This window comes from Roseburia sp. 1XD42-69 (assembly GCF_003612565.1).
In the GTDB taxonomy this organism is placed as follows: Bacteria; Bacillota; Clostridia; order Lachnospirales; family Lachnospiraceae; genus Roseburia_B.
This window is the reverse complement of the sequence record NZ_RAZG01000001.1, coordinates 40,218-65,360: the sequence shown is the minus strand read 5'-3', so window position 1 is coordinate 65,360 and position 25,143 is coordinate 40,218. Positions and strand designations below refer to the sequence as shown.

General features: G+C 31.7%; 34 protein-coding genes. 32 read left to right on the top strand and 2 right to left on the bottom strand.

Features of this window, described 5'->3' with window-relative positions:
* Positions 1 to 332: 332 nt before the first annotated feature.
* The 26 genes from D7Y06_RS00400 to D7Y06_RS00285 all read left to right on the top strand — a co-directional run bounded on the left by D7Y06_RS00400 (position 333) and on the right by D7Y06_RS00285 (position 22,162).
* Positions 333 to 884, top strand: a complete 552-nt coding sequence (locus D7Y06_RS00400) for a LemA family protein (protein WP_120405861.1) — start codon at positions 333 to 335, stop codon at positions 882 to 884.
* Between the two features lie 2 nt (positions 885 to 886).
* Positions 887 to 1,633, top strand: coding sequence for a hypothetical protein (locus tag D7Y06_RS00395; RefSeq protein ID WP_120405860.1), 747 nt, complete (start codon positions 887 to 889; stop codon positions 1,631 to 1,633).
* 34 nt (positions 1,634 to 1,667) lie between these two features.
* Positions 1,668 to 1,916, top strand: coding sequence for a hypothetical protein (locus D7Y06_RS00390; protein WP_120405859.1), 249 nt, complete (start codon positions 1,668 to 1,670; stop codon positions 1,914 to 1,916).
* A complete protein-coding gene (locus D7Y06_RS00385) occupies positions 1,909 to 2,187 on the top strand; it encodes a hypothetical protein (RefSeq protein WP_120405858.1) in 279 nt (92 codons plus the stop codon). The genes D7Y06_RS00390 and D7Y06_RS00385 overlap by 8 nt, the downstream gene beginning before the upstream one ends.
* 3 nt (positions 2,188 to 2,190) lie before the next feature.
* Entirely contained in the window at positions 2,191 to 2,469 is a 279-nt protein-coding gene (locus D7Y06_RS00380; protein ID WP_120405857.1) for a hypothetical protein, read from the top strand.
* Between the two features lie 13 nt (positions 2,470 to 2,482).
* Positions 2,483 to 3,244 carry a hypothetical protein gene (locus D7Y06_RS00375; RefSeq protein WP_147415544.1) on the top strand — a complete coding sequence of 254 codons (762 nt, stop codon included), beginning with the start codon at positions 2,483 to 2,485 and terminating at the stop codon, positions 3,242 to 3,244.
* A gap of 116 nt (positions 3,245 to 3,360) precedes the next feature.
* Positions 3,361 to 4,002 carry a DNA-methyltransferase gene (locus tag D7Y06_RS00370; RefSeq protein WP_158591166.1) on the top strand — a complete coding sequence of 214 codons (642 nt, stop codon included), beginning with the start codon at positions 3,361 to 3,363 and terminating at the stop codon, positions 4,000 to 4,002.
* Positions 4,003 to 4,117: 115 nt separating this feature from the next.
* Entirely contained in the window at positions 4,118 to 4,447 is a 330-nt protein-coding gene (locus tag D7Y06_RS00365) for a hypothetical protein (protein ID WP_120405854.1), read from the top strand.
* Positions 4,431 to 5,354 carry a hypothetical protein gene (locus D7Y06_RS00360; RefSeq protein ID WP_120405853.1) on the top strand — a complete coding sequence of 308 codons (924 nt, stop codon included), beginning with the start codon at positions 4,431 to 4,433 and terminating at the stop codon, positions 5,352 to 5,354. The genes D7Y06_RS00365 and D7Y06_RS00360 overlap by 17 nt, the downstream gene beginning before the upstream one ends.
* Before the next feature lie 53 nt (positions 5,355 to 5,407).
* Positions 5,408 to 5,890: a hypothetical protein gene (locus tag D7Y06_RS00355; protein ID WP_120405852.1), complete on the top strand. Its 483-nt coding sequence runs from the start codon at positions 5,408 to 5,410 to the stop codon at positions 5,888 to 5,890.
* On the top strand, positions 5,891 to 6,214 hold the full coding sequence (locus D7Y06_RS00350; protein WP_120405851.1) for a hypothetical protein: 324 nt from the start codon (positions 5,891 to 5,893) through the stop codon (positions 6,212 to 6,214). It begins immediately after the preceding gene.
* Positions 6,198 to 6,359 carry a hypothetical protein gene (locus tag D7Y06_RS25730; protein WP_158591165.1) on the top strand — a complete coding sequence of 54 codons (162 nt, stop codon included), beginning with the start codon at positions 6,198 to 6,200 and terminating at the stop codon, positions 6,357 to 6,359. Before D7Y06_RS00350 ends, D7Y06_RS25730 begins: the two co-directional genes overlap by 17 nt.
* Before the next feature lie 34 nt (positions 6,360 to 6,393).
* Positions 6,394 to 6,534 (top strand): hypothetical protein, encoded by a 141-nt coding sequence (locus D7Y06_RS25725; RefSeq protein ID WP_158591164.1) that lies wholly within the window; start codon positions 6,394 to 6,396, stop codon positions 6,532 to 6,534.
* Between the two features lie 105 nt (positions 6,535 to 6,639).
* Positions 6,640 to 7,221 carry a 3'-5' exoribonuclease domain-containing protein gene (locus D7Y06_RS00345; RefSeq protein WP_120405850.1) on the top strand — a complete coding sequence of 194 codons (582 nt, stop codon included), beginning with the start codon at positions 6,640 to 6,642 and terminating at the stop codon, positions 7,219 to 7,221.
* Positions 7,222 to 7,248: 27 nt separating this feature from the next.
* The gene (locus D7Y06_RS00340) at positions 7,249 to 7,581 is read left to right on the top strand and encodes a hypothetical protein (RefSeq protein ID WP_120405849.1); all 333 of its coding nucleotides are present in this window, start codon (positions 7,249 to 7,251) and stop codon (positions 7,579 to 7,581) included.
* An 11-nt stretch (positions 7,582 to 7,592) separates the two neighbouring features.
* Positions 7,593 to 7,820, top strand: coding sequence for a hypothetical protein (locus D7Y06_RS00335; protein ID WP_120405848.1), 228 nt, complete (start codon positions 7,593 to 7,595; stop codon positions 7,818 to 7,820).
* Positions 7,821 to 7,838: 18 nt separating this feature from the next.
* The gene (locus D7Y06_RS00330) at positions 7,839 to 8,075 is read left to right on the top strand and encodes a hypothetical protein (RefSeq protein ID WP_120405847.1); all 237 of its coding nucleotides are present in this window, start codon (positions 7,839 to 7,841) and stop codon (positions 8,073 to 8,075) included.
* 108 nt (positions 8,076 to 8,183) lie between these two features.
* Complete coding sequence (locus D7Y06_RS00325; RefSeq protein WP_120405846.1) at positions 8,184 to 8,849, top strand: hypothetical protein; 666 nt, start codon at positions 8,184 to 8,186, stop codon at positions 8,847 to 8,849.
* Between the two features lie 301 nt (positions 8,850 to 9,150).
* On the top strand, positions 9,151 to 10,224 hold the full coding sequence (locus D7Y06_RS00320) for a hypothetical protein (protein ID WP_120405845.1): 1,074 nt from the start codon (positions 9,151 to 9,153) through the stop codon (positions 10,222 to 10,224).
* Positions 10,225 to 10,297: 73 nt separating this feature from the next.
* Entirely contained in the window at positions 10,298 to 11,458 is a 1,161-nt protein-coding gene (locus D7Y06_RS00315; protein WP_120405844.1) for an ATP-binding protein, read from the top strand.
* Between the two features lie 27 nt (positions 11,459 to 11,485).
* Positions 11,486 to 12,175, top strand: coding sequence for a hypothetical protein (locus D7Y06_RS00310; RefSeq protein ID WP_120405843.1), 690 nt, complete (start codon positions 11,486 to 11,488; stop codon positions 12,173 to 12,175).
* Between the two features lie 17 nt (positions 12,176 to 12,192).
* Entirely contained in the window at positions 12,193 to 13,740 is a 1,548-nt protein-coding gene (locus tag D7Y06_RS00305; RefSeq protein WP_120405842.1) for a hypothetical protein, read from the top strand.
* 15 nt (positions 13,741 to 13,755) lie between these two features.
* Entirely contained in the window at positions 13,756 to 14,781 is a 1,026-nt protein-coding gene (locus D7Y06_RS00300; RefSeq protein ID WP_120405841.1) for a DNA primase, read from the top strand.
* 12 nt (positions 14,782 to 14,793) lie between these two features.
* Positions 14,794 to 16,563: a DHH family phosphoesterase gene (locus D7Y06_RS00295; RefSeq protein ID WP_120405840.1), complete on the top strand. Its 1,770-nt coding sequence runs from the start codon at positions 14,794 to 14,796 to the stop codon at positions 16,561 to 16,563.
* 8 nt (positions 16,564 to 16,571) lie between these two features.
* Positions 16,572 to 19,889 carry a DNA polymerase III subunit alpha gene (gene dnaE, locus D7Y06_RS00290; RefSeq protein WP_120405839.1) on the top strand — a complete coding sequence of 1,106 codons (3,318 nt, stop codon included), beginning with the start codon at positions 16,572 to 16,574 and terminating at the stop codon, positions 19,887 to 19,889.
* 2 nt (positions 19,890 to 19,891) lie between these two features.
* Entirely contained in the window at positions 19,892 to 22,162 is a 2,271-nt protein-coding gene (locus D7Y06_RS00285) for an AAA family ATPase (protein WP_120405838.1), read from the top strand.
* A 96-nt stretch (positions 22,163 to 22,258) separates the two neighbouring features.
* On the opposite strand, the gene D7Y06_RS00280 is transcribed toward D7Y06_RS00285, so the two are convergent.
* A complete protein-coding gene (locus tag D7Y06_RS00280; protein ID WP_120405837.1) occupies positions 22,259 to 22,633 on the bottom strand; it encodes an Abi-alpha family protein in 375 nt (124 codons plus the stop codon).
* Positions 22,618 to 22,950, bottom strand: coding sequence for an Abi-alpha family protein (locus D7Y06_RS00275; RefSeq protein WP_120405836.1), 333 nt, complete (start codon positions 22,948 to 22,950; stop codon positions 22,618 to 22,620). The genes D7Y06_RS00280 and D7Y06_RS00275 overlap by 16 nt, the downstream gene beginning before the upstream one ends.
* A 74-nt stretch (positions 22,951 to 23,024) precedes the next feature.
* On the opposite strand from D7Y06_RS00275, the gene D7Y06_RS00270 reads away from it, so the two are divergent.
* From D7Y06_RS00270 to D7Y06_RS00245, 6 genes are read left to right on the top strand one after another with little or no spacing between them, the layout of a single operon-like run.
* A complete protein-coding gene (locus D7Y06_RS00270; protein ID WP_120405835.1) occupies positions 23,025 to 23,354 on the top strand; it encodes a hypothetical protein in 330 nt (109 codons plus the stop codon).
* A gap of 35 nt (positions 23,355 to 23,389) precedes the next feature.
* A complete protein-coding gene (locus D7Y06_RS00265; protein WP_120405834.1) occupies positions 23,390 to 23,584 on the top strand; it encodes a hypothetical protein in 195 nt (64 codons plus the stop codon).
* Positions 23,585 to 23,601: 17 nt separating this feature from the next.
* Positions 23,602 to 23,928, top strand: coding sequence for a hypothetical protein (locus D7Y06_RS00260; protein ID WP_120405833.1), 327 nt, complete (start codon positions 23,602 to 23,604; stop codon positions 23,926 to 23,928).
* A gap of 6 nt (positions 23,929 to 23,934) precedes the next feature.
* Positions 23,935 to 24,339, top strand: coding sequence for a hypothetical protein (locus D7Y06_RS00255; RefSeq protein ID WP_120405832.1), 405 nt, complete (start codon positions 23,935 to 23,937; stop codon positions 24,337 to 24,339).
* The gene (locus D7Y06_RS00250; RefSeq protein WP_120405831.1) at positions 24,340 to 24,567 is read left to right on the top strand and encodes a hypothetical protein; all 228 of its coding nucleotides are present in this window, start codon (positions 24,340 to 24,342) and stop codon (positions 24,565 to 24,567) included. It abuts the gene before it with no gap.
* Between the two features lie 30 nt (positions 24,568 to 24,597).
* A complete protein-coding gene (locus D7Y06_RS00245) occupies positions 24,598 to 24,987 on the top strand; it encodes a hypothetical protein (RefSeq protein ID WP_120405830.1) in 390 nt (129 codons plus the stop codon).
* Positions 24,988 to 25,143 lie beyond the last annotated feature (156 nt).

Below are 25,143 nucleotides of genomic sequence, written 5' to 3'. Positions count from 1 at the left end.
CAACCCAATTCAATCTGTAAAATATGTAGAAAATTAATTTTCAGGTTAAGATCAAGATTATCGTTTTTCTTTTTGTAAATTACAAAGCAAAGGAAAAATAAAAAAACTATTAAAGTTACACAAAAATAAATCATACGGCTGTACCCCTTTCATTTTGGCGATGTATGTTTATCTTTTGTACGTTAATAGTCTTAAGTCTTAATCTATCGTTTATTTGAAAATATTGTAACAAAAATGGAAATGTTTGTCAATAATATTTTGCCGTTAAGAAATCAATAAAATTCTGATTACTCAATCAGATAAAAAATAAAATTAAAAGGAGAAAGAAAATTATGAACAAGAAAACAAATTGGAAGTTACCGTTAATCATTGGAGTAGGTATTGTAGCTGTTATCCTACTTTGTGTATTTGGTGTACAGAGTTCTCAGAATAGAGCGTTTGCTTTGGAAGAACAGGTAAACACAGCACAATCAGATATTAAAGTTCAGGAGAAAAGAAGAGTAGATTTGGTGTATAACCTTGCTGATTGCGTGAAGCAATATGACAAACATGAATTTGAAACTCTCACAGCTATCGCTGAGGGGCGTGGATCAGCAGGTGATATTGAAAATGTGACAACAGCCATTACAGCAGTTTCAGAAGCATATCCAGAGCTGAAGTCAAATGAAAACTATAAGCAGCTTATGAATGAATTGGTAATGACTGAAAATCTGATTGCGGAATATAGAAGTAATTATAATAAACAGGTAAAAGAGTACAGCAGATATGTTCGCAAGTTTCCAACAAGAATATTTTTAAATATGCTTGGTTATGAAGCGCAGGATTATACATATTTGGATTATGACGCACCTGAGACAGCACCTCAGAATTTGTTTGGAGAATAAATATGAGTAGATACAGTTATAGAAAGAATGGATTTGATTTTGGTGATTTTGAAATTACCAAGAGAGAAATTTTAGCAAGTATTTCTATTGTGGCTGTAATGTTACTAATTGGTGTTCTGATTTCTAGCAAGATTTCAGAACACCAACTAGACGCAAATGAGGTTTATAACAAGGCAGTAAAAATAGATAATACAGATTTATTTCAGTATGGCATGGACACGAATGTTGGAAATGCCTTTGTGTATGGCGATTTAGTGGCTGTTGATACAGTTACTTATCCAGAGATTGGCGGCGAGTACATATATGTTGAAAAAGTAAAAGAGAAATATACAAGACATACTAAACGAGTAAAGTCAGGAAAACACTATCGTACAAAAGTTTATTGGACTTGGGATAGAGTAGGTAGCGAGGATAAGAAATGCCAAGAAATATCCTTTTGTGGAATTACTTTTGGTAGCAATAAGATTGATTTGCCAAACACAAATTATATTGACACCATCAAAGAATCAAGTCATATCAGGTACAAATATTATGGAATAGGAACAAAATACACAGGAACAATCTTTACAGATTTAAGAAATCAAACAATTTCGGATAATACAAAGTTTTATATTGACAAAAATATAAATGAAACAGTCGAGTATTTAGAAGCCGGTGGAGGATTAATCATATTCTGGATATTCTGGATTGTGTTAATCGGCGGCTGTGTGTTTGGGTTTTATTATTTGGATAATAAGTGGTTAGAGTAAGGACTTAAAACCAGAGTTTCAAGGGAGGAAAATTATGTTAGAAAAAGAAATTGAAATAATTAATAGAATAATTGTAGAAGCCATTGTACATGGTTCTGATGGGGGTGGCAGTTATAATATGAATGAAGAAAATTTAATATCATCTATTGTTTCATGGTTGGAGTTTAATGGTATTGCTAACGATTATGAAGTTAAAGAAGTTGAAAAGGTTCAAACATGTTGGGGATTTTACGGATGTATTCCTCAAATTGTCAAAAAGTTCAAGGAAAGAAAAGATGGATAACGAATATACCAGAAAAGAAAAGGTATGTCCTCTTATCGGTGATTACTGTAATGAAGAACACAAAAATTGTGATAGGTGTATAGTTGAAGAATATGCTTGGCAGCGTTTACAGTGTTACATAGATTGTCACAATTATGATTGGACTTTTGAGAGGATCAAACATGATTATCAAAAGTATTATCTGAATGGCAGTTATTGTAGCCATACACTTATGGATATTATAGAGAATAATGAAAATGACTGTAAGATGTTGTTTGGATTGGAGAAGTGAAATATGTCAAATAAAAAAGAAATTCCAATTATTTATTTAGGAAATGGAGATATTGCTATAACACAAACAGTTGATCCAGAGCTTGATAAAGTCAGTCTCATCTTTTCTCAATTAGATACAGTTGGAAGATTAGGAGAAAAAATAGAAAATGATGTTGGCGTGCCTATTGGAGAAATTGTTTTTGACAATGTTGATGGGTTAGAAAATTTGATAAGTATTCTTAAAATTTTAAAGAAAAGAGTATATAGAGATAATCATTTCTATAAGAAAATGTTGCCTTGAAAGGTTAATTTCCTTGGCATATGGAGGTGAAAATATAGATAGAACTGGTGAAATTCGTAAGAATAATAAAGGAACTGATATGATGATTCTTGTATATCATTCACATGATAATATGCAAGTTGAATTTTTAGACCAACATCATTATATAACAAATACAACTTATTCAAATTTCAAAAGAGGACAAGTCAGCAATCCATATGATATTACAGTAAACGGCATTGGGTATATTGGGGAAGGAAAATATAAAACTAAGAAATCTCCACAAAGACATACGGATGCTTATAATACATGGGTTACGATGCTATATAGATGTTATTGTGATGAATCAACTGTTTATTATAAAGAGAGTACAGTATGTGAAGAATGGTTATGTTATCAAAATTTTGCAGAATGGTATGAAAATAATAAATACGAAGTAAAAGGGAGGTTACATTTAGATAAAGATATTTTATATCCAGGAAACAAAATCTATGAGCCAAATAAATGTCTGTTAGTTCCTCAAAGAATCAATATGCTTTTTGTAAATAAACCAAATCAAAGAAATTTACCTAATGGTATTGATAAACTTAATAAAGGATACTCAGCACGATATTCTGGTAAAGATTTAGGTTCGTTTGACACAATCGAAAAAGCGTACAAAGTATATTCGCAGAAAAAGGAAGAAGAAATAGTAAAGATAGCGAATGAATATAAGAGTATAATTCCGCAAAAAGTACATGATGCTTTGTTGAGATATGAGTTTGATATTCACAACGATAGAAATTATTTGATATAAAAAATCAGAAAGGAAAAACAAAGTGTAGCTACTGTGAACCATATGGACTTTCTGGTGAAGAAAAAATAGAAATAAACAAAATTTTCAATATAGATTCTATTAAGGCAATGAAAAATATGGAATCTGAATGTATAGATTTGTTAGTTACCGATCCTCCCTATAAGACAATCTCTGGTGGATGTAAAGATGGAAAACGCACAAAGCGTCCAAAAGGTATATTAAAAAGAAATTCTGGTACATTATTCGCACATCAAAATGTAAATATATATGATTGGATGCCAGAAGTATATAGAATTTTGAAATATGGAAGTCATGCTTATATATTTACAAATGTTCTAAACTTGACTGAAATGTTGAATGAATCACAGAAAGCAGGTTTTAAATTACATAATCTTTTATGTTGGGAAAAGAATAATTGTGTGTGTTCACAATTTTATATGAAGAATTGTGAGTATATATTATTTCTTAGAAAAGGAAAAGCAAAATGGATTAATGATATAGGTGGAAGTAAGACAGTTCATCAATTTGATAATATCATTGGTAACAAAACTCACCCATGTGAAAAACCTGTAGATCTATTGAAATTCTATATTAGTAATTCGAGTAGAGAAGGAGATATTGTATTTGATCCTTTTTGTGGTACAGGCTCTACGTTAGTAGCTGCAAAAGAATTAGATAGAAAATATCTGGGGTATGAAATTGACAAAGAGTATTTTGATATAGCGGATAGTAAATTGAATAGTATTTTAGTTCAATAAAATCTTGGTTTCATTTGGTGGGAGGTGATAATCAATAATTCCAAAACAAAAATATGAACTTTTTCAATTCTTCAAAGAACATGAAAAAGAAATACATGATTCTTTACTTGAAGAAATGGGCAAATGTATTGATAAAACGTTTACAGATTTTAAGCAAAAAGAACTTCAAGAATTATTTGAAACTGATGGACACGAACATAATATTGGAGAAGATATAAAACGAGTCTTAGAATCTGGAAGTTACAGTAAATATATTAGAATACCTAAATCTCTACAAGATTATTTAAAAATGCAAGATATGATACATAGAGAAGTGTCAGATCATATTCAAAAGATAGAAGCAGAAGAATGGGTGAAATATACTAACAGTTTGCTGAAAATTGATAGAGGATTAAGGAGAGAGGCAAAGATATTAGAACAGCGGATGAATGGAGAATATAAATAAAAGAGGAGTGATAAAAATAAACTTAATTGAAGCACTAAAAAAGCAAATAGAATTTTGTAACACAAATGAAAATTATAAGTGTGGAGTTTGGGTAACATCAAAAGCTAAAAGTGATATTGTAATAAATGTTATTTCAAATTTGATTTGGGATCAAAAGAAAACAGAAATAAGAAATAATCAATGTGAATCTAGTGTAAGATTTCCTAATGGTAATCTCATAAAAGTTGTTAGAGCAAGTAGCACAGCAAGAGGGAATAGATTTAATGGAATGATTGTTGATTCGATAGTGAACAAAGAAGTTGTAAATACAGTTATTCTTCCGTGTCTAAAATCTCTATTTGTAGAAAATAGATACGATAATAATGACGATCCAACAGACAGAATGTATTTTTGTGATATTACAAAAGATGATGTGATTGAGTCAGCAAAATATAGACCAATTTTATTTGTTACTTCCGCAAGAGGAAGTGGGAAGACGATGAAACAATTTAAAGAAATGTTAGATGCAGTTTCTTGTGGTTATAGTATTAGAAGTGTCAATTATGATGAAAATATTTTTGAAAAGGAGTATAAGTGTATGTTTTATGAAAACGATTATGACAGACCAGTAGTGGAGAAGGAATTAAATGGTGATAAAGTAATGCTTTACGAGGCATGGGGTATACCAAAGGACTTGATTACATATTCTACCGAGTTTGTGAACAGGACAAAACAGACTTACTTAAATGTTATTGGTAAATATGAAATGCCAGATTTGGGATTTGAAAATGATATAAATATTCATCTGTTTATTGATACCAATATTTATGATGGTTATGAGGTACATATTGAGGATGGAATGATTACGGTTGTATTACATGAAATTAAGAATGAAGCCCCCGTATTAAAAGATTATGGAGTCGCATAAAAGCCAATAAATTATAGAGGCATTGAAAGCACGATTTCAAGGTTTGAAGTGAGGTGAAAAATATAAATTTATTCAAATTACTTGGAGAATGTATAAGTAAAGAAATTGAAGTTTTGAACAAACAGCTTGATTATTATAACAGATTATCAGAAGAAGATAAGTATCACATTGAAACAGGTAAAAAATTTAATAAACTAATTGAAAAATATCCAATTTCACAAGATGAATTATTGGATATGGATGAAGTAGTATGTGAATATGTTTTGAGAACACGGAACACAGACATAAAAAAGTATTTTTTCATTAATGATGATATGGTAAGGCTTCCATTCATGCTAAATGGTTTATGTTATGACCAAATTAATATGATTATTTCTGATCTGCTTGGAGAAATGAATATTGATGAAAAAGGTAATAATGTTTTGGTTGGTGGTACTGAGGGATATGAAAATAAGTGGAAATATGAAATCGGAGAAAATTATGGACTCCAAAAGGCAATTAAAATAATCAAGAAATATTGGAAGGAGAATATGTAAATGGAAGTATGTAATTTACCAAGAGGTCGTGGAAAAACTACATATCTTGTATATAGAAGTCATATAACACGCACTCCTATATTGTGTATGAATCAAATTCATGCAAAAACAATTAAAGATACTGCAAACAGATTAGACATTTCTATTCCTGACCCGATTACCGCTTCAGAATATGTTAGAGATTATATTAATACAAAGTCAAAGAAGAAGCCAGATAAAGTATTAGTAGATGAAGCATTATTTGTATTGGGACAAGTCCTTGAAACTAATGTTGATACAGTAACATTTACGGAATATGATGATTATAATGAAAGGTATAATTGAAAGAAATATGGACTTATGGCCAGAAGATCTCAAAGAACAATTAGATGAGGTATTAGAGTTTGCACAATACCTTAGAGAAAAAGGTCTTTGGAGAGATGACATGAAAATCTATAAAGATAAAAATGGAAACTTAATAGCAGAATAAAACCGAAATTTCATTGAAAGAAGGAGATGACTATATGAAACCAGCAAAAAGTTGTAATTGTATTCAATGTACAGATTGTCCTAATTATACGGAATGTGTTGAATATGAAATAGAAATTGAGATTAAGAAGGGAAAGTTATCTTATGAAGAAATTTTTAAAAAGACTATTTTGTAAACATGATTATACATATACTTATCTTCACATGATTAACGGAGGAATGGCTAAGTTATATCATTGTGAATGTAAAAAGTGTGGAAAGGTAAGGTATAAAACTAACTAATGAAAATATTTTTTGATACAGAATTTACAGGACTACATAAAGATACAACATTAATCAGTATTGGATTAATTTCAGAAGATAGAAGATGTTTTTATGCAGAGTTGACAGATTATAAAAGAACATTGTCAGATGCAGATAATTGGAATTGGATAGAAGAAAATGTCATTGCAAATCTTTATAAATCAAAAAGTGAAAATGATAGAAAATATATTCCTAACTATCATATTGGAACAAAGGATGATATTGCATTGGCTCTCGGGAATTGGTTTAGTCAGTTTGATAAAGTGGAATTAGTATCTGATGTATGTCATTATGACATGGTTTTGCTTATTGATTTATTTGGAACAGCGTTCGATTTACCAGATAATGTGAGTGCAAGCTGCTATGATATAAATCAGGATATTGCAAGGTATTATAAAATTAGTCAATCTGAAGCATTTGATAAATCAAGAGAAGAAATATTGTGGGATAGATGGAAAGATGGTTCAGTTAGTGGTGACAAGCATAATTCTTTGTATGATGCAAAAGTAATCAGAGAATTATATCAAATTTTGAATAATGTAGATTTTGATGAGCATTGAAAGCGTTCTTTCATAGGAGAAAATATAATGGTAATAAACGAAAATTTATTTCAAAAAAGATGTAAACAGAGAAAATCGTATTTAGTATATCTTGTTACAAGTTGCGAAATGGGTTCTGAAGGATGGTCTGGTTGGGATTATTATGCAGTTGCACATGGATCTACAGAAGAAGAAATATATAATGATTGGATTGAGCAATGTAAAATAATTTATGGAGTAGATTTATCAGAAGATTTAAAGTGTGTTAATGGTAAATGGTTTTGTCATTATGAATTAGCAAAGAATGAATTGCCAAGTTCTGTATATGGTGACGCACAACCAATATATATTGAGGAAAGTTATAGAAAGCACACTTGTTAGTAGGAGTTTTTATGGAAGATAAAATAATCATTATTCCGGTTGAAAATAACAAACCAGTAAAGATAGTATCTGAAAACAGCAAAGAGTTTGAGATTGATGATAAAAATAATTTAATTATTAAAGAAAAAATATCTATTGAAGAACTTATAAGAAGAGTAAAAGCTGCCAATGAAGATCCGAATATTGTTTTAGATAAATTGTTTACAGATGGGTATTGTAATGATGTAAAAATGGCATAAGGAAATGAGAATAAATATATGGGGTGTGTAAGTACAATTACTTATGATAAATTTCCGAAGCAGAAAGATGAAAATTATAAATTTCCTGAATTAGCTGTAGGAAGTAGGGTTGCAGTTTGTTATCACTATGATACCAGCAAGAAACATTTAGGAACAGTTGTCAGGGATGATTTAGAAGAACCCTACGAAACTATCATTAAACTGGACAACGGCAGGTATTTACGAGGAACTGAATGTCAGTTTTCATATATCTAAGATATATACAATATATAGATATTTAAAGGAAGAACAACTACTATATATTGATGCGAAAAGCGGTTGAAATTCTTATTTCATTGGGATGAGTTTAGAGGAGGTGGGACATTGGAGAAACTTAATCAAGACGATAAGGATAAATTGTCTCAAATATTACATAATAGTTGGGACAATGTATTTAAACTTCTAACTGGTTCTTCAGTTGATGAATATGGAGTTCCTTACAAAGAAGTATATAAATATGAACTTGCGGAAAGAGAAAAAAATTTCCCGAATTTAGTTGATATTTATTTGGAAAGCAATTCATTCTTTGATAGAGGGACGATGAAAGATTGGCTAATTCAAGAAATTGTTGGAACATTATTGAGAGACACAGATTGTAGAAGATTTCAGTTTTATATGTGTACCAATCAACTATATGATTTGATTTTGAAAGTCATTCGACCATATTATAAAGGTTTGTATCCTGACAGAAATAAAATAGAAGTAAATGTTATAGAAACAAATTTAAGTATCAAGAATGGTGAAATGTTTGATCATCAATCAAGAATGGTTTCTGTAGATAACTGGGAAGATTACATAAAAGCATTTGTAGAATATGATGGATTGGCAGTTGGAGGTTTCCATGCAATAACTAATATGCTTGGTAATTCAATTCAAAAGAATGCGGAAATTTCTAATTTACAATATGACGAGTTTCATTTATCTTGTGATATAAAATATAAAGATGGATGGACAGAAAAGAAATTAGCTTATAAATGTCAATTAAGATAGCTATTATAAGCATTACAATTGATAAAATATAGAATAATAAATCAAATACACACAGTAACAAGTAAACAATTCGCACGGTTATCCGTAGAAAATCCAATATTAACAACTGAACAGTTATATTCGTTTTGGGTGGTGAACAGCATACCCTTGGTTAAATTACGTCAAATTTAGCCATAAACCACTGATTAGCATAGATTTTATATGGATTTAATCTCTATGTTCCAGTCTGAAAAGGCTGTTGATGTTATATAAGATGCAAAAATATTTAAATAATTTTATTTTACAGGAGGATTTTTATTTAATGGCAGAAACAAAGAAAAAAGGAAGACTATTCGATTTACCTGAGACAAAAGGATCATTCCAGTTAAAGGGCGTTGTTAGTGGTGTAGAGAAGGAGAACTTTTATAAGGAAATTAAAACCAAGAGCAACAAGGATATGAGAATGATTAACTTTGGAGTCGGATACGCTGAAGGTAGCACACTCTATGTTAATTTACAGGGTATGGAACAGGAAAATGTGTATTTCTCAAAGAAAGCTGAAAAGAAGGGCGATAAGCCTGAAACTGCAAAGGTTCCTTGGGCAGATAGGTTTTCTTATAATCGTGAAGGATTTCGTCTTATCGGTAAGAACATTGGCGTAAAGAAGAAGGTAGATGAGAATGGTAAGACCATGAATGACAAGAAGGTTATGACAGATTTTGATGCTTGTAAAGAAGTAAGTGAAAATCTGAAAGATGGTGCAAGCGTATTTATCAGAGGTGGTCTTGATTATAGTAGTTTCTTGGATAATAACGGCAACAAGAAGACTTCTACTAAGTTAGTGCCTAACCAGATTTCACTTTGCTCAGATATTGATTTCAGTGATGGGAACTTTACTCAGCAAAATGACTTTATCCAGGTAATTGTATTCATGGGTATTGATCAGGAAAAGGGAAATGATAAGCCGACTGGAAGATTTGTTGTATCAGCAAAGGTTATTACATACAGCAACATTGAAGATGTTGAATTCATTATTGAAAATAAGGATTTGGCAAATAAGTTCAAGAAATCCTTAAAGCCATATAATGCAATTCAGGTTAGTGGTCATATGGTCGCATCTACACAGACAGAAACGATTGAAGATGATGATGACAACTGGGGTGAAGAAGTATCTATGGAGAAGGTTCTTGCACCTACAAAGAGAGAATTTATCATTACAAACGCAAAGGGTTCTACTGTTGATAAAGAACTTTATACGGAAGCAAATGTTACAGAAGCTGTGTCAAAGATTGTACAGGCAAACAAAGCTGAAAATGATTTCGGTGGCGATGTTGATGGTGATAATTGGGGAGAAGCTGATTTGGACTCTGGAAATGATGAAGATGAGGCATGGTAAAGATAAATACTTCGGAACGTCAGAAATGGCGTTCCACAATACTTAATAATATTACAATTTCGGAGGTAATTTAATGGCAAAGGCAAGAAAAGCGTCAGTAACACAGAGTAAGTTAGGAATGATTTTATATGGAGAACAATTTACAGGTAAATCTACTATGGCTATGCAGTTAGCATATTTCAAACGCCCAGATGGTAAGCCCTTTAGGGTATTGTATCTTGATCCTGAGACTGGTTCTATTGATGATTATTTGGGTGAATTGGAAGCAAACGGTGTAGACCTTGAAAATATTTATATCGTATATACACAGTCTCTTGGAGAAGTAAGAGAGTATATTGCAAGGGTTAAGAATAATGAAGACTTATACGTTCTTGATGAAGAGACTGGTGATGAAACCGATGAAGTTCTGTTAGATGCAGATGGTGAGCCTTTTAGGGCAGACGCAATTGTTGTTGATGGTACAAGCATTTTGAACTTGACAACAAAACAGGGATTGATTGAGTTCTCTAAGAAAAGAAATAAGGTAAAAGCTGATAAGGATGGTCTTGTAGGTGATGCTCGGCTTGTAAAGATCGAGGGAGCCGGTATGGAGCTGAAGGACTATCAGACTATCAACTTTAAGGGACAGGACTTGATTCTTGATTTGATGGCATCTGGCGTTCATTACATTGTGACCGCAAGAGAAACGGATGAGAAAGAAACGATTAAACAGGCAGATGGTTCTACCATGAGTGTTACAACGGGCAGAAAGATTCCTGATGGATTCAAGGGTATGACCTATAATGTCAAGACAGAAGTTCGTATGTTTAGAAATGAAGATGGTGTTGTATGCGCCCATGTCAAGAAGGATAGGACACATACCCATGAGGACAATATTATCATTGAAGATCCTACTCTTGTTGATTGGCAAGCAGTCATTGATAAGACGGCAGATAAAAAGGCATTTGTTGTTAAGAATGACTTAACTAAGGCTGTTGATGTTGAACAGGACATTTATAGTAAAGAGATTCTTGGTAAGGTTGGTGAACCAGCAAATGAAGAATCTGCTGAAGAAAATGGTTCTGGTGTCGATATCGAGGTAATGAAGAAAGAAATCATTGCAAAGAAAAATGCGCTGTCACCTGTTGATAAGAAGGAGATGGGAGATAAGTTGAAAGCGGCAGGACTTCCTACGGCATTTAAGAATGTTACGGATGCGGTTGTTTTGCAGAAAGTTCTCGATATGTTTCAGTAATCAATTTTCTTATGTAAAGGTGGACTAATGCGGTATATAAAAGATAATCAACATGTTGGAATAAGAAGAAAATGCGGATGTTGCGAGGAATACTTTTACATAAGCCATAATGATATTGACGATGCAATCTACTATGATAAAAAAACATATCATAGTAGTTGCTTTATCAATATGTGCAACAAACGCTCACAAATGAAGAGAGAAGATGTTTCGCAGAAATGGACATGGGTTCTGGATCATTTAGATCAAATAAGAAAAGAATCTTATAAACATTTAAGCTTAGCTATTACAAAAGAAAATGTATTTGAGTTTATAAAGGATTCGTATGATGTCACGATTGTACCAACAACCGTATGGCAAAAGTTAAGTGATATATATAATGGTACATTTAAAGGCATGTCTGTTGGAATACCACCAGAGCATTTACTTGATATGTGGAAAAGAAAGATTGATATGTTAAATGGTATTGCAGATAGGAACAAAACAAAAGGACTTGTAATGAGTTCTGATAAACGTATCAATTATGACTTGTCAATTTTGATTAATAAATATGATAGCTATTTAAGATGGCTTGAAAAGCAAAGAATTATAGAGGCAGAAAAAGAAATAGAAAAAAGCGAAAATATTGTTGGTAAAAGTATTGGATATACATCAAATAAACCAGAAAAAAATGATCCAGATGATATATCTGCTTTAGTTGATGATATTTTCGGATGATTGGTGGTGATAATTGATTGGCAGAAGAACATAGTGCTGCAAATATCCAAGCTGAGATATGCTTCGTGGGCGCACTACTAAAAGACCCTGATTCATTTGTTAATTATGGCAATTTTATGAGAAGTAAATATGACTTCTCTGATCCAGCAGTAAAGTTCTTTTATGATTGTTTTGAAACGTATTATCTGACTTTTTCACAGACAGTAGATGAGACAAAGATGAATGTCTTCATGAGCCAAAATCCAGAAAGATTAAGTACATATAAGCAATATAAAGGCTGGAAAACTATACAGCAATATATGAATTTGGCTGATGAAAATGACTGTAAAAACTATTTTGATACAGTTAAAAAGTATTCTCTTGTAAGGGAATATGGAAGAAATGGTTTTCCTGTCGAAAAGATATTAGCTCATAAAAATTTCGATAAGATGTCACCAAATGATATATATAGGATCATCCGTACAAAAGCAGACAAGATTCATACAGTTATAAACGCAGGAGAGGAGGCAGTAGAGCTTACAGATAATAATACAGTACAGATTGATAAGTATCTTGAAAAACCTAATTTCGGGTTACCTTTCCCGTGGTACATGTATAATGAGTATTTTCTTGGTATGAGAGATACAAAATTATTATTTGAGGGTTTCTTATCGAATGAAGGTAAAACAAGAAAACTGGTATTATTGGCAGCATATGTTGCACTTGTGCAGAACGAAAACTTTTTCCTTATGAGTAATGAAATGGATGAGGAAGATTTGCGTAGTTGTTTGATTACTACTGTTATTAACAATAAGGAATTTCAGGATTTACATGGTGTAGTGCTTGAAAAGCCAGAAAAGGAAATTGTTCTTGGTGTATATCACGACAAAAAGGGAGAAATCATCAGAAGAAAAATAGATGATTTTGGTATCTACACAGAATCTAATGAAGAATATATAAAAAGAGTCCAGGCAGAATCAGATGAATATTGGCAAGTAAAAACTGTAACGGAATGGATTGACAGTTCTGACCGCAAAGGTAAAGTGCTATTTAAAGATGTTGGTAATGATTACAGTCCAGAGCAGATTGAGTTTGAATTGCGTAAAGCAAAGATGGTTCAAAACATCAAATATTATGGATATGACACATTAAAAGGATATAACACAGATGATTGGTCACAAATAAAACAGTTTGCTACTAGACTGAAAGAATTGACAAAAGAATTAAGAATGAGTGGTTATGCAGTGTTCCAGTTAAGTGATGATACTGTGTTTACAGATATTTTTAGTCTAAGCAGTAACAATATTGCAAATGCTAAACAGATAAAGCACGTTGCTGACATCTTAAATATTGGGAAAAAGCTGAATAAAGATGAATATCACAAATATCAAATGGTCGCAGAAAATGATAGCTGGGGAGAACCAATTACAGAAGATTTAGACTTAAAAAAGCAATATTTTTGTATTAAACCTGATAAAAACAGGGCTGGCAGTAAAGACAAAGTTATGTTATTTGAAATAGATCTCAATTTTAATATTTGGAGAAATGTAGGTTATATCATTAAAAAACATAAAAGTACAGAATAATTTGGAGGGTGGCACTTGGATGTAAAAGAATTAAAAAATTACATATATGAAAACCGATATGTTGAGCAAATCCTAGAATCCATTGGTTGCCACCATATCAAATATCATGCTTCAAATGATTATTGGACTTGTGCAAACGCAACAGGAGATAACAATGGAGCAGTTGTTCTATATAACAGCGAATATTTAATGTGTCAGAACTACACAAGGCAAATGGTTAAAACCAATAGAAAAACGGATATTATTGATTTGGTTTGCTATACGAAGGATTTAACTTTTCCTAAAGGACTACAGTTTATATGTGACGAAATTGGAATGTCTTATTATCATGATTTTGAAGAAGATATTCCAGAAAGTTTTAAAATCTTAAAGATGATTGATGACATGTGTTCTAATACAAGTATAGAAAAAGAAAAACCATTAAAACCAATTAATGAGAATGTACTTTCTTATTATAAGGGATATGTCAATGATTTGTTTTGTGAAGACAACATAGATTATTCTACCCAAAAAGAATTTGAAATAGGTTTTGATGAAGAAAGCAATAGATACACAATTCCCATCCGCTCGGAATTAGGAGACTTAGTTGGTATAAAAGGTAGGTATTTTTATAGAGAGGTTCCTGATAGTGAGAACAAATATATTTATTTAGAACCATGTGCAAAATCAAAGATTATTTATGGATTATACAAAACTATTGATTATATAAAATCATCAGGAAAAATTTATGTAGGAGAATCAGAAAAATTTACACATCAGTTATGGAGTTATGGTTATAGAAATAGTGGAGGAACCGGAGGAAAGGAATTATCACAATGTCAAATTGATATGTTGGTTAGGCTTGGCATTGACATTATACTTTGTTTTGACAAGGATGTGACTAAAGAAGAATTAGAGAAATTGGCAGACAGGTTTCCAGATGGAGTACCGCTTTTTTATATGTTTGATGAAGACAATATTTTAGGTGATCATGAGTCACCTTCGGATAAACCTACAAAATGGCAGTATATGGTAGAACATAATATTTATAAATTAAGATAGAGAGGTACAAACTTGCAGTACAAATTATATGAAAACGGAAACAATGATACTTCCAATGTTTTAAAGGAAGTTCTTAAAAATAGAGGGATAAATGATTATAATAGATATTTGAATTTAGACGAGAATGTCGTTGAGCCATATCAAAACTTAGACAATATTGAAGAAGCAGTTAATCTCTTTATGAAACATTTTAATCAAAAAGATAAAATTGGAATATTGGTGGATGAAGATCCAGACGGATTTTGTTCTGCAGCAATGATGTATTTATACATCAAACAAATGGATAGTAAATATCCTGTTGGTTATATATTGCATGGAAGAGCAAAGGCACATGGGTTATCAGACGATGTAGTCATTCCTAAAGATATACAGTTATTGATTATTCCAGATGCAGGAACAAATGATAATGAGCGGTGTAAAGAATTATCTGGGAGTGGTATTGATATTTTGATTTTAGATCACCATGAAAAGGAAGAAAATAATCCATATGCACTGATTGTCAATAATCAAATGAGCAATGATTATTCCAATAAAAATTTGTGCGGAGCTGGAGTTGTATATCGTTTCCTTCAAGCATTGGATGAAGAAAATTGGAATGAATTTGCAGATGATTATTTAGATTTGTGCGCATTGGCGAATATCAGTGATGTAATGGATATGCGTTCTTTTGAAACATGCTATTTAACAGACATGGGGTTATTAAATATTCAAAATAAGTGTTTTAAAGCTCTTATAGATGCACAGGATTATAGTATGAGTGGCAAAATCAATGTGCATAACGTACAGTGGTATATTACACCTATCTTAAATGGGATGATTAGAATCGGTTCCCCAGAGGAAAAAGAATTACTATTTAGAGCATTTATTGAACAGGATGAGTTTTTTGAATATAAGAAACGTGCCACTAAAGATAAACCTGCTGAAACAATACAGGAAAGTATATATGATAGAGCAGCCAGACTTTGCAAGAATGCAAAAAGTAGACAAGATAAGCAAAAAGAAAAATGTGTATCACAAATTGCAGAGATTGCGCAGAACATTTCAAAAGAAGACAAGGTAGTTATGATTGATACTTCTGATATTCTGGATAATGGCTTGACAGGCGTTGTTGCTATTAAAATTGCAGAAATGTTTAATAAACCATGTATTTTACTGAACAAGTTTTTAGATAAAAAAACAGGAAAGATTACATATGGTGGGAGTGCTAGAAATATTGATCACAGTCCTATTGACAGTTTTAAAGATATTGTAAACAGCACTAACATTTTAGACGGAAGAGGTCATGCTAATGCTTTTGGCATTGTTGACTTAGAAATAGATAAGAAAGAAGAAGCATTGAACAGATTAAATGATATCCTGCAAGATGTTGAATATGATTCTACTTATCGAGTTGATTTTATTATGGATATTGATGATGTTTCTATAAAAATTATTACTGATTTGGCTAGGTTTGAAGATATTATTGGACAAGGTATCGAAGAGCCGATGCTTGCCATTGAAAATATCAGCCTTACAAAAGAACAATTTGAGATATTCGGCAAGAATGAAGACACTATCAGTTTTTTGATTGATGAGATTAAATATATTCAGTTTAAGTGTAAAGAAGGAAATCAACTGTATGACTGGCTACAAAATGCATGGGATGAGAATGATAGTGTTGTCTTTGACATTGTAGGAAAACCATCAATTAACGAATATAAAGGAGTTAGAACACCACAAATAATTATTGAAGATGTGGTTGTAGTTAGCACAAATAATTCAGATGACGATGAAGAATGGTAGGTGATTGATTGTTTACACATTTACATATACATACAACTAAAGGTTCTTTGTTAGATTCTATATTGACTGTTGAAGAAGCAGTTAAATTTGCAAGTGAAAATGGTATGAAGGCTGTGGCTATAACGGATCATGGAAGTATGGCTTCATTTGTAGATTTTGTTAAAGAGTGCAATAAATATAATATCAAACCCATAATCGGAAATGAGATTTATGAAGTAGATGATATGTGGGAAAAGGCAGATACAAAAGAGTACACTCAGCCACGCTATCATTTAATTTTACTTGCAAGGACTCAGGAAGGATATAAAAACCTTATCAAAATCACATCTGCATCAAGAACAGAAGGTCTTTATAAGAAACCAAGAATTGATATTAAGTATATACAAGAAAATGGTCTTGGGAAAGGTATTATCTGCTTAACAGCTTGTCAAGCTGGGCGGTTGAGTAGATACCTTGTAAATGACAAATATGAAGAATCAGAACAATATATTAATAAACTGAAAAATACATTTGATTATGTCGTTTGCGAACTTCAATCACATAATACAGAAGATCAGGCAAATGCAAATCAACTGATTTATGATTTCTCACAGAAACACAATCTGCCATATACGATTACGACAGACGCACATATGTTAAGTGATTCCTTCAAAGAATCACACGCAATGTTTGTTGAAATAGGGGAAGGGAGAGAAGTAGGAGAAAGTTATACAGACTGCTATTTACAGACTGAGAATGAGATATACGAAAAGTTATCTGACCAATTTTCTGAAGACATTATAAGAAAAGGCATTGAAGAGTCTGTAAATATAACAGACATTATTGAAAACATTGATATTGGTCTGAATAAAGGTAACATCATGCCAAAAATAAATATTGAAAATGGCTATGATAATCACGAAGAATATTTGAGATATTTGGTATTCAAAACCTTTGATGAAAAATTTGGTCATATGTCTAAGGAAGATCAGGAGATAAGAAGACAAAGGCTTGAAACAGAACTGCCAGTATTATATGCAGTTGACTATACGGATTATTTTATTATGCTGTATATGCTTGCAAAAGAGGCAAGAAAAAGAAAAATACCATTGGGGTATTCCAGAGGTTCAGGAGCAAACTGTTTATGCCTATTTATGTTGAATGTGACACAGATAGACAGTGTTAGATGGGATTTAGACTTTTCACGTTTCGCAAATCTTGGCAGAAAATCTATGGCAGATTTCGACTGGGACATATCAAAGCGAAGAAGAAAAGAAATGGTTGAAATATCTGAGGAGTTATTTGGGAAAGAAAACGTGGCTCCTATTGCTACATTCAATACACTAAGTACAAAAGTTGCAATTCGTGATATTGGAAAGGTATTGGATGAGAAAGACTATTCCCCATACTACAAACAGATTCCGTATAAATTGCGTGACGAAGTTGCAAAGATGATCCCTACAATCATGACGCTAAATGATTTAGGAGAAGAGGAAGAGAAAGACGTTCTGCTCAAAGATATTCTCAATAAGAATGAAAAGTTGAAAGAAGTATATGAAAAGTTCCCACTTTGGTTCAAGTATGTCATGGATGTTGAGGGTTTACCTAAGTCAATGGGAAGACACGCAGCAGGAACACTTATAACACCTACTCCAGTTACAGATTATTGTCCATTATGTTATGATTCTGAAAAAAATATTATGATCGAGTTAGAGATGCATAATGCTATGGATGATTTGGGGCTTGTCAAGATGGACTATCTTGGTCTGGAGACTCTTGATATTGTTGATGACACGCTAAAAATGGCTGGTATTACATGGGATGATGTTGATATTAACCATTTGAATTTAGAAGATAAAGAAGTTTTTGAAAAAGTATATAAGAATGGCAATACAGTTGGTATCTTTCAGATGGAATCGGCAGAAGGAAGACGAATGTGTATTGAAGCAAAAGCGGATAACGTAGAGGATGTTATTGTTGTCAATGCAGCCAATCGTCCAGGAACAAAAGAGAGTTTTCCAACATATTGTCAAAATAAACTAAATCCAGAAAATGTAAGCGTTTTGCATGAAGATTTAAGAGAGTTGTTTGGAAAAACACATTATATATTGCTGTATCAGGAACAGGCATTGCAATTATTCAGACACGCAGGGTTCCCAGAAGAACAGGTTGATAATGCAAGAAGAGCTATCGGTAAGAAAAAGAAAGAAGTAATGGAACAGCTTGAAGTAGATTTCAGAGCTGGTCTTACTCAAAAAGGATGGAACAATGAACAGTTGATTGAGATTTGGCAGTTAATGCTAAAACAGGCAGAATATTGTTTTAATCGTGGTCACGCTGTTGCATATGGTCTATTATCTTATCTTACTGCATATTTGAAAACTCACTACACAATTTATTTTATGGCAGCACTACTTACATCTAAAAGCGACAAGGTACAGAAAATTAGTATCGTAATCAACGACTGCAAGAGATTGGGTATCAAAGTGTCTCCACCAAATGTTAATAAATCAGATATTGAGTTTACTGCCCTACCAGAAAATAATGAGATTTTGTTTGGATTATTGGCTGTAAAAGGTCTTGGCGAGTCTATTGTTGATAAGATTATTGAAAATAGACCATATCAGAGTATGAATGTTTTTATTGAGAAAGTTGCTGATAAGACAGCAATCATTACACTAATTAAAGCTGGTGCTATTCCAACAAAAGATAAAATGCTTTCTTTGAAGAAATATGCAAATAGACTTTTTGAAAGAAAAGAATATAAGCCAGTAACTACATTGCCATCTCCATATTCAAAACTTATACCTTTTGGATTGAATGTTGATGATTACAGGGACGGTAAAAAAGTAAATAAGGAAGCATTACTGATAGATTATAACAAAGCAAAAGAGAAATTATTTATAGAAGAACAGAACCAAAAATATAAGAATCACATGATAGAGTTTCAAGAAAAATATGCAAAAGATGAATATATGTGGGAATTTGATACATTGTCTATGTTCCTGACGAATGACCCGTTAAAAGATGCTTACAAATATACAAAAACAGATTGGGATATGGTAGAGGACGGAGATAAGACTACATTATTTTGTGTCATAGTTGATATTAAAAGGAAGAAAGATAAAAACGGGAATCAATTTGCATATTTAGACCTATATACGCCATTTGGTATTGTTGAAGCAACTATATGGTCAAGCCAGTTAAAACAGTATAGCGATGATATTAAGAAAGGAAATTGTCTTGCAATACTTGGAAGAAAGAGAGAAGAACATTTTTTTGTAGAGAAGGTAAAACCATATAATACTTGGTTGGATCAGATGAGGAAGAAAGGAGTGGCAGTATAAATTTGTTTGAAAACGATGAAGATATTTTGAAATTTAAAGCAGTAATAACTTATGAACGATACTACAATTCAGATACCACTTGGGGCGTATATGGTTTTTACACAAACGATGATATTCCTCAATATACAAAAGAAACAAAAATGGATTTACCATTTGAAGATAGTAAAGAAGTCGATCCAGATAAAAAGTTTAGTTCTTTGGCTGGCAAAATGCAGGAATTGGTTGTCGGTGGAGAATATATGATAAAGGCTAGGTATAAGTATGACAAAACATATGGTCATCAGTATACACCAATAGCCATATATGCTCTTATACCACAAACAAAAGAGTCACAGTTAATGTTTCTGCAATCCATTATTTCACCTTGGATTGCGGAGAATTTAATAAGTGTGTACCCAAATGTAGTAAATGATGTGGCAAATGGCACGTTAAAAGAAATTGATTATGATTTAGTAAAGGGAGTTAGAGAACTTACTTGGAACAGGATTAAGGACAAGATCATCAATAATTATCTGATTTCAGACATTATCACAATGTTAAAGCCATTAGGAGTTACATATACGATGATTAAAAAACTTCTAACAGATGAACCTAATCCGGCATTGTTAAAACAGCAATTAGAAGAAAATCCTTATATACTTACAAAAATTAATGGGCTTGGGTTTAAGAAAGTCGATGACTTGGCATTAAAATTGAAGCCAGAACTCATAAATACAACTGAAAGATTGGTTGCGTTTATAAAATACTATTTCACAGATTTGGGAGAAAGTAGTGGTCATACTTGGTGTTCAGTTAAAATTCTAAAGTCGGCAATAAGTAATAGTGTTCCTGAGTGTGCCGATAAAACGGATTGGTTATTGGAAAACAATGAGTTTTTACACATATCAGAAGATAGAGTAGGGCTGAAATATTATCACGATATCGAAATGCAGATTTATAATATACTGCTTGAAAAGTCTAAGAAACAGACGGACATTAATATTTCTGATGAAAAAATAGAACAGGCGATCAGACATGCAGAAGAAGAACAAGGATTCCAATATGTAGTAGAACAGCTTGATACAATCAATAAAAGTCTGCATAGAACAATCAGCTTAATAACTGGGAAGGCTGGTACTGGTAAGACATCCATTATGAGAGCGATTGTGAAAGCATATACAGAAAACCAATTTACATTAACGGCATCTGCTTTATCGGCTATGGCAGCACAGAGAATCACTGAAGCAACATCATTTCCTGCTATGACGATTCATAGGACATTGGGATGTAAAGGTTTGAATAAGTTTGATTTTAATAAGGATAATCACTTGATTACAAGCGTTGCGTTTCTTGACGAGGGAAGTATGGTAAATGCCAGTTTATTTCTACACTGGTTAGAAGCCATTGATGATAATACAAGAATTATTATTTCTGGAGATCATAAGCAGTTGCCACCAATAGGATTTGGTAATGTATTTTCTGATTTAATAGAAATGTTTGATGATACAGTAGTAAGTAAACTGGTTAAGCCAATGAGACAAGCTGAAAAGTCTGGCATTCTTGTAGACGCAAATCTGATCCGTGAAAACATCAACCCTATAACTGAAAAGTTACAACCGAGAATTATTCATGGTGAGTTACAGGATATGTATTATATGTTCCGTACAAATAGGCAATCATTATTTGATATTGCAGTTAAGACATTTCTAAAATCGGTAGAGTCTGATGGGATTGATAATGTTGTTATTACAGTACCACGAAGAAAAGATTGCTTGAATAGTACAAATGAACTGAATAAAACAATTCAGGAGAAGTTGCTAGGAGATGTATTGCAAAGTATATCTGGTTTTGAGATGACATTTAAATTGGGTGCGAAAGTGATGCAGACAGTAAATGATTACGATAAGAATGTGTTCAACGGAGAAATAGGATATATAACAGAAATCAGTGAGAGACAGAATGGCAAAAAGAAAGAGGAATATTGTGTAGTAACCTATACTGATATTTTTGGAAAAGAAAAATTGATTGAGTATACAAAGAAAGAACTGACAGCTTTGGATCTTGCTTATGCAATGACCGTACATAAGTTACAGGGAGCCGGTAGGAAGATTGTGATTGGAATTATTGATAACACACATCATCAACTTTTGGATAACTGTATGTTGTATACGCTGCTTACAAGAGCAAAGAAAAGATGTCTACTGTTGGCAGAACCACAAGCATTTTTGCAATGTATTCGTACAAGTCATAATAAACGGAACACATGGATGATGTTAGAGGGAAAAGTAGCATAAAAATAGTCTATATATAGCGGTTTTGAATTTTGCAAACTACTATATATAGACTGAACAAGGTGATGAAATAGGACTTTCATGGAATAATGTATAAAGTTAAATTTCTGAATTTAAACAAATATCACAAAAAGTATCACCTAATTTAGTCAAAGTAATATAGGCTGTTTTGATAGGAATATTAACATCAAAATTTGTATGTAATTTTAATAAGTTTTTATCAATGGATAATGTTTGAGCAGATTGTTGCATATGTACATGAATTAATCCCTGTTTTTCTAATGAAGATAATGGAAAAAGCAAGTCGTTATCATCAATAATAATATTTATATTAGATTCAATTTGGCATTCATATATATATGCTAATATTCTTGCATCATAAGTAGATAATTGTTTAATTATATTAACGAATGAAGGATGTGAATATAAGGATGTTTCTTTATTCATTGATTTAGCTATTAAATTACTAAACATTCTTCGTAGAGATTTTTTTCAATACAATATTTAGCAGCTTCTAAAGCCTGAGCGACAATTTGTATATCAGGCTCAACTAATTTATCTTCTGGAATTTTATAAATTTTTTCTTCTAACTCATTTTTAAATTCTTGAAGAGCATGTGCATATTCTAATTTACGTTTTTCTGCAGCTTGTGAAATACCACCAAAAACAAGATACCAAATATCAGCAAGAGTGGTTCCAATATTTTGTGTTGGTTTATCAGTAATATTTTTAACAGCATTATCAATGGAATCAGGAATTAAGTTGATTAACGACTTTTTATCTTCAGACATATATGTAACCTCCAAACTATTTATGAAAATATTATATATCAAACATTTGTAAAAATAAAGTGAGGAATTGATTAATGAGAGAAATAATTATAGATACTGATGAAAATTATCAATTTTCAAGTGGTAGACCCTATCCAATAATCATTTATGAATATTTTGGCAGAGGAAAAGTAGAAAAATTGTATGAAGGATATATTGATGGCTGTGTCGGATTTTTAAATGATATAAAAGAAGACATAGGAATAATTTGGACAGATTGTAACCATAGATTTACAGAATTATTTGTTAATTATCTTTACGAAAAAGGGATAGCTAGTATGTCTTGTTATCCTGCCTATGAATATATTAAGGAAAGTAATTTTAGGAAAAGATTTGTTTCTTATTGGATTGAAACAAAACCATGAAAGATAGGTTTTAAGTAGTAGGAAAGGATATAAAAATGGATATTGAAAAAGTTAAGCAAGAATATTTTAACACATTGAGTGAGTTACAGAATGAGATGTTACTTTTACAGAGTAGAATTAAAAAAGCAAAAAATCAACTACTAATTGCAAAAACGGAAGAAGATATTAAACAATTTCGTAAGGCGAATGATTTGGAAGAGGGGTTAAAACACATTTCGTTATTCGATTAAAAGGAGAAAATAAATTTATGATAATGATAAATGAGAATTGGGAGCAAGCCAAAGATTTATCAGATGTTCTCAGAATTGTATCTGAAAATATTGGTAATGAATTTTCTCAGAAAGTAGAAGAGATATGTGGAGAACCAAGCGAAGAATTATATGCAGCATATCAGAAATTAGAAAACGAGAAAAATGAATTAGAACAAAGATATAATGATTATGGTGATATATCAGAAAGTTTAGATTATTTAAATGAACAGATAGATAAATTGGAGAAGTATATAGACGATAATTTGGATGGGACTGACTTCATGGAAGGCATGAGAAAAGCATTTGAAATGATTGAGAGGTGAAAATAAATGTTATGGTCATGGAACGAAACAGATAATGAAAATTGGACACATGGCACATTTAATACAAAAGAAGAAGCAATACAGGATGCTTTAGGTTGTAAAAAATGGATTGAAAGAAGTTTATCTACAAATAATCCAACAATTTATGTTGGTGAGTGTGAACTTGTTCCTTTGAGAACTGATCCTGATCCAGATAGGATTATGGAAGAATTAGCTGAAGCGTATTGTGATGATTCTGGTTGTGATACATACATTTATGAAGGTGTAACAGATGAAGAGAGAAAATGGTTAGAGGACAAGTTATCAGAATTGATGTTTGAGTTTCATCAGAAGATTGGTTTGAATCCTGGATGGTTCAGTGTTGTTTCTATAGAAAAAGTTAATTTGAATGATTATCAAGGAGCAGTTTAGATGAAAGATTTCTTAAATAATGAAATAAAAATCGGAGATAAAGTTGTAGCAATGAGGCATAGAGGAACTTCTTCCTTTTTATATAAAGGGGAAGTAATAGGATTTAAAGGTCAATTTGTTGTTATAGGAAAAATTGAAAATGTAGAAAGTGAATGGGGATTATATGATGAGATGAAAGTATCTTCGTATAAGGTGGTTGTTGTAAATGATATAGTAACAAAGTCTTAAAACCACGCTTTTAAAGGAGGAAAATGTAGAGTGTACTTAGAGAAAATAAATAGCAATGATTTGATTTTTAGTGACAATATTGAAGATGATAGGACAAATACATATTTACACTTATATGATTATGACTGGATGGACTACAATCTTTCCACAAGGTTTAAGACAGAATCTCTCGGTATTCTAAATGTTAAATTTAGTTATTTTGGAATGACAACATCCACAATGGAAGTTGAACAGAATCTTGGTGGTAATATAGAAAAGATAACATATGAATACTCAACAGATATTTTTAAAAAATATATTGTAAAGTTTCTCAAAAAACATATTTCATTCTGGGGTAATAAATATGCTTTCAACGGAGAAGAAGAGGTTATAGAGTTCTTTAATGATGTTATTGAAAATGGGAAGGTTGTAAACAGATAAAACAAGTCTTTTAAGGAGAAAAAAATGGAAGAGATAAAAGCAGTAACAAATACAATTAAAGAATACTCATAAAATTTTCAAGAGTTATATAATTCATGGAAATATGTTGTAGAACAAGATGATGTAAATATCAATATCAAATATATGGAAATTGAT

Coding starts and splice junctions, on each gene's coding strand:
- D7Y06_RS00400 (WP_120405861.1), top strand. CDS start 333: ATGAACAAGAAAACAAATTGGAAGTTACCGTTAATCATTGGAGTAGGT.
- D7Y06_RS00395 (WP_120405860.1), top strand. CDS start 887: ATGAGTAGATACAGTTATAGAAAGAATGGATTTGATTTTGGTGATTTT.
- D7Y06_RS00390 (WP_120405859.1), top strand. CDS start 1,668: ATGTTAGAAAAAGAAATTGAAATAATTAATAGAATAATTGTAGAAGCC.
- D7Y06_RS00385 (WP_120405858.1), top strand. CDS start 1,909: ATGGATAACGAATATACCAGAAAAGAAAAGGTATGTCCTCTTATCGGT.
- D7Y06_RS00380 (WP_120405857.1), top strand. CDS start 2,191: ATGTCAAATAAAAAAGAAATTCCAATTATTTATTTAGGAAATGGAGAT.
- D7Y06_RS00370 (WP_158591166.1), top strand. CDS start 3,361: ATGGAATCTGAATGTATAGATTTGTTAGTTACCGATCCTCCCTATAAG.
- D7Y06_RS00365 (WP_120405854.1), top strand. CDS start 4,118: ATGGGCAAATGTATTGATAAAACGTTTACAGATTTTAAGCAAAAAGAA.
- D7Y06_RS00360 (WP_120405853.1), top strand. CDS start 4,431: ATGGAGAATATAAATAAAAGAGGAGTGATAAAAATAAACTTAATTGAA.
- D7Y06_RS00350 (WP_120405851.1), top strand. CDS start 5,891: ATGGAAGTATGTAATTTACCAAGAGGTCGTGGAAAAACTACATATCTT.
- D7Y06_RS25730 (WP_158591165.1), top strand. CDS start 6,198: ATGAAAGGTATAATTGAAAGAAATATGGACTTATGGCCAGAAGATCTC.
- D7Y06_RS25725 (WP_158591164.1), top strand. CDS start 6,394: ATGAAACCAGCAAAAAGTTGTAATTGTATTCAATGTACAGATTGTCCT.
- D7Y06_RS00345 (WP_120405850.1), top strand. CDS start 6,640: ATGAAAATATTTTTTGATACAGAATTTACAGGACTACATAAAGATACA.
- D7Y06_RS00340 (WP_120405849.1), top strand. CDS start 7,249: ATGGTAATAAACGAAAATTTATTTCAAAAAAGATGTAAACAGAGAAAA.
- D7Y06_RS00335 (WP_120405848.1), top strand. CDS start 7,593: ATGGAAGATAAAATAATCATTATTCCGGTTGAAAATAACAAACCAGTA.
- D7Y06_RS00330 (WP_120405847.1), top strand. CDS start 7,839: ATGGGGTGTGTAAGTACAATTACTTATGATAAATTTCCGAAGCAGAAA.
- D7Y06_RS00320 (WP_120405845.1), top strand. CDS start 9,151: ATGGCAGAAACAAAGAAAAAAGGAAGACTATTCGATTTACCTGAGACA.
- D7Y06_RS00315 (WP_120405844.1), top strand. CDS start 10,298: ATGGCAAAGGCAAGAAAAGCGTCAGTAACACAGAGTAAGTTAGGAATG.
- D7Y06_RS00310 (WP_120405843.1), top strand. CDS start 11,486: ATGCGGTATATAAAAGATAATCAACATGTTGGAATAAGAAGAAAATGC.
- D7Y06_RS00280 (WP_120405837.1), bottom strand. CDS start 22,633: ATGTTTAGTAATTTAATAGCTAAATCAATGAATAAAGAAACATCCTTA.
- D7Y06_RS00275 (WP_120405836.1), bottom strand. CDS start 22,950: ATGTCTGAAGATAAAAAGTCGTTAATCAACTTAATTCCTGATTCCATT.
- D7Y06_RS00270 (WP_120405835.1), top strand. CDS start 23,025: ATGAGAGAAATAATTATAGATACTGATGAAAATTATCAATTTTCAAGT.
- D7Y06_RS00265 (WP_120405834.1), top strand. CDS start 23,390: ATGGATATTGAAAAAGTTAAGCAAGAATATTTTAACACATTGAGTGAG.
- D7Y06_RS00260 (WP_120405833.1), top strand. CDS start 23,602: ATGATAATGATAAATGAGAATTGGGAGCAAGCCAAAGATTTATCAGAT.
- D7Y06_RS00255 (WP_120405832.1), top strand. CDS start 23,935: ATGTTATGGTCATGGAACGAAACAGATAATGAAAATTGGACACATGGC.
- D7Y06_RS00250 (WP_120405831.1), top strand. CDS start 24,340: ATGAAAGATTTCTTAAATAATGAAATAAAAATCGGAGATAAAGTTGTA.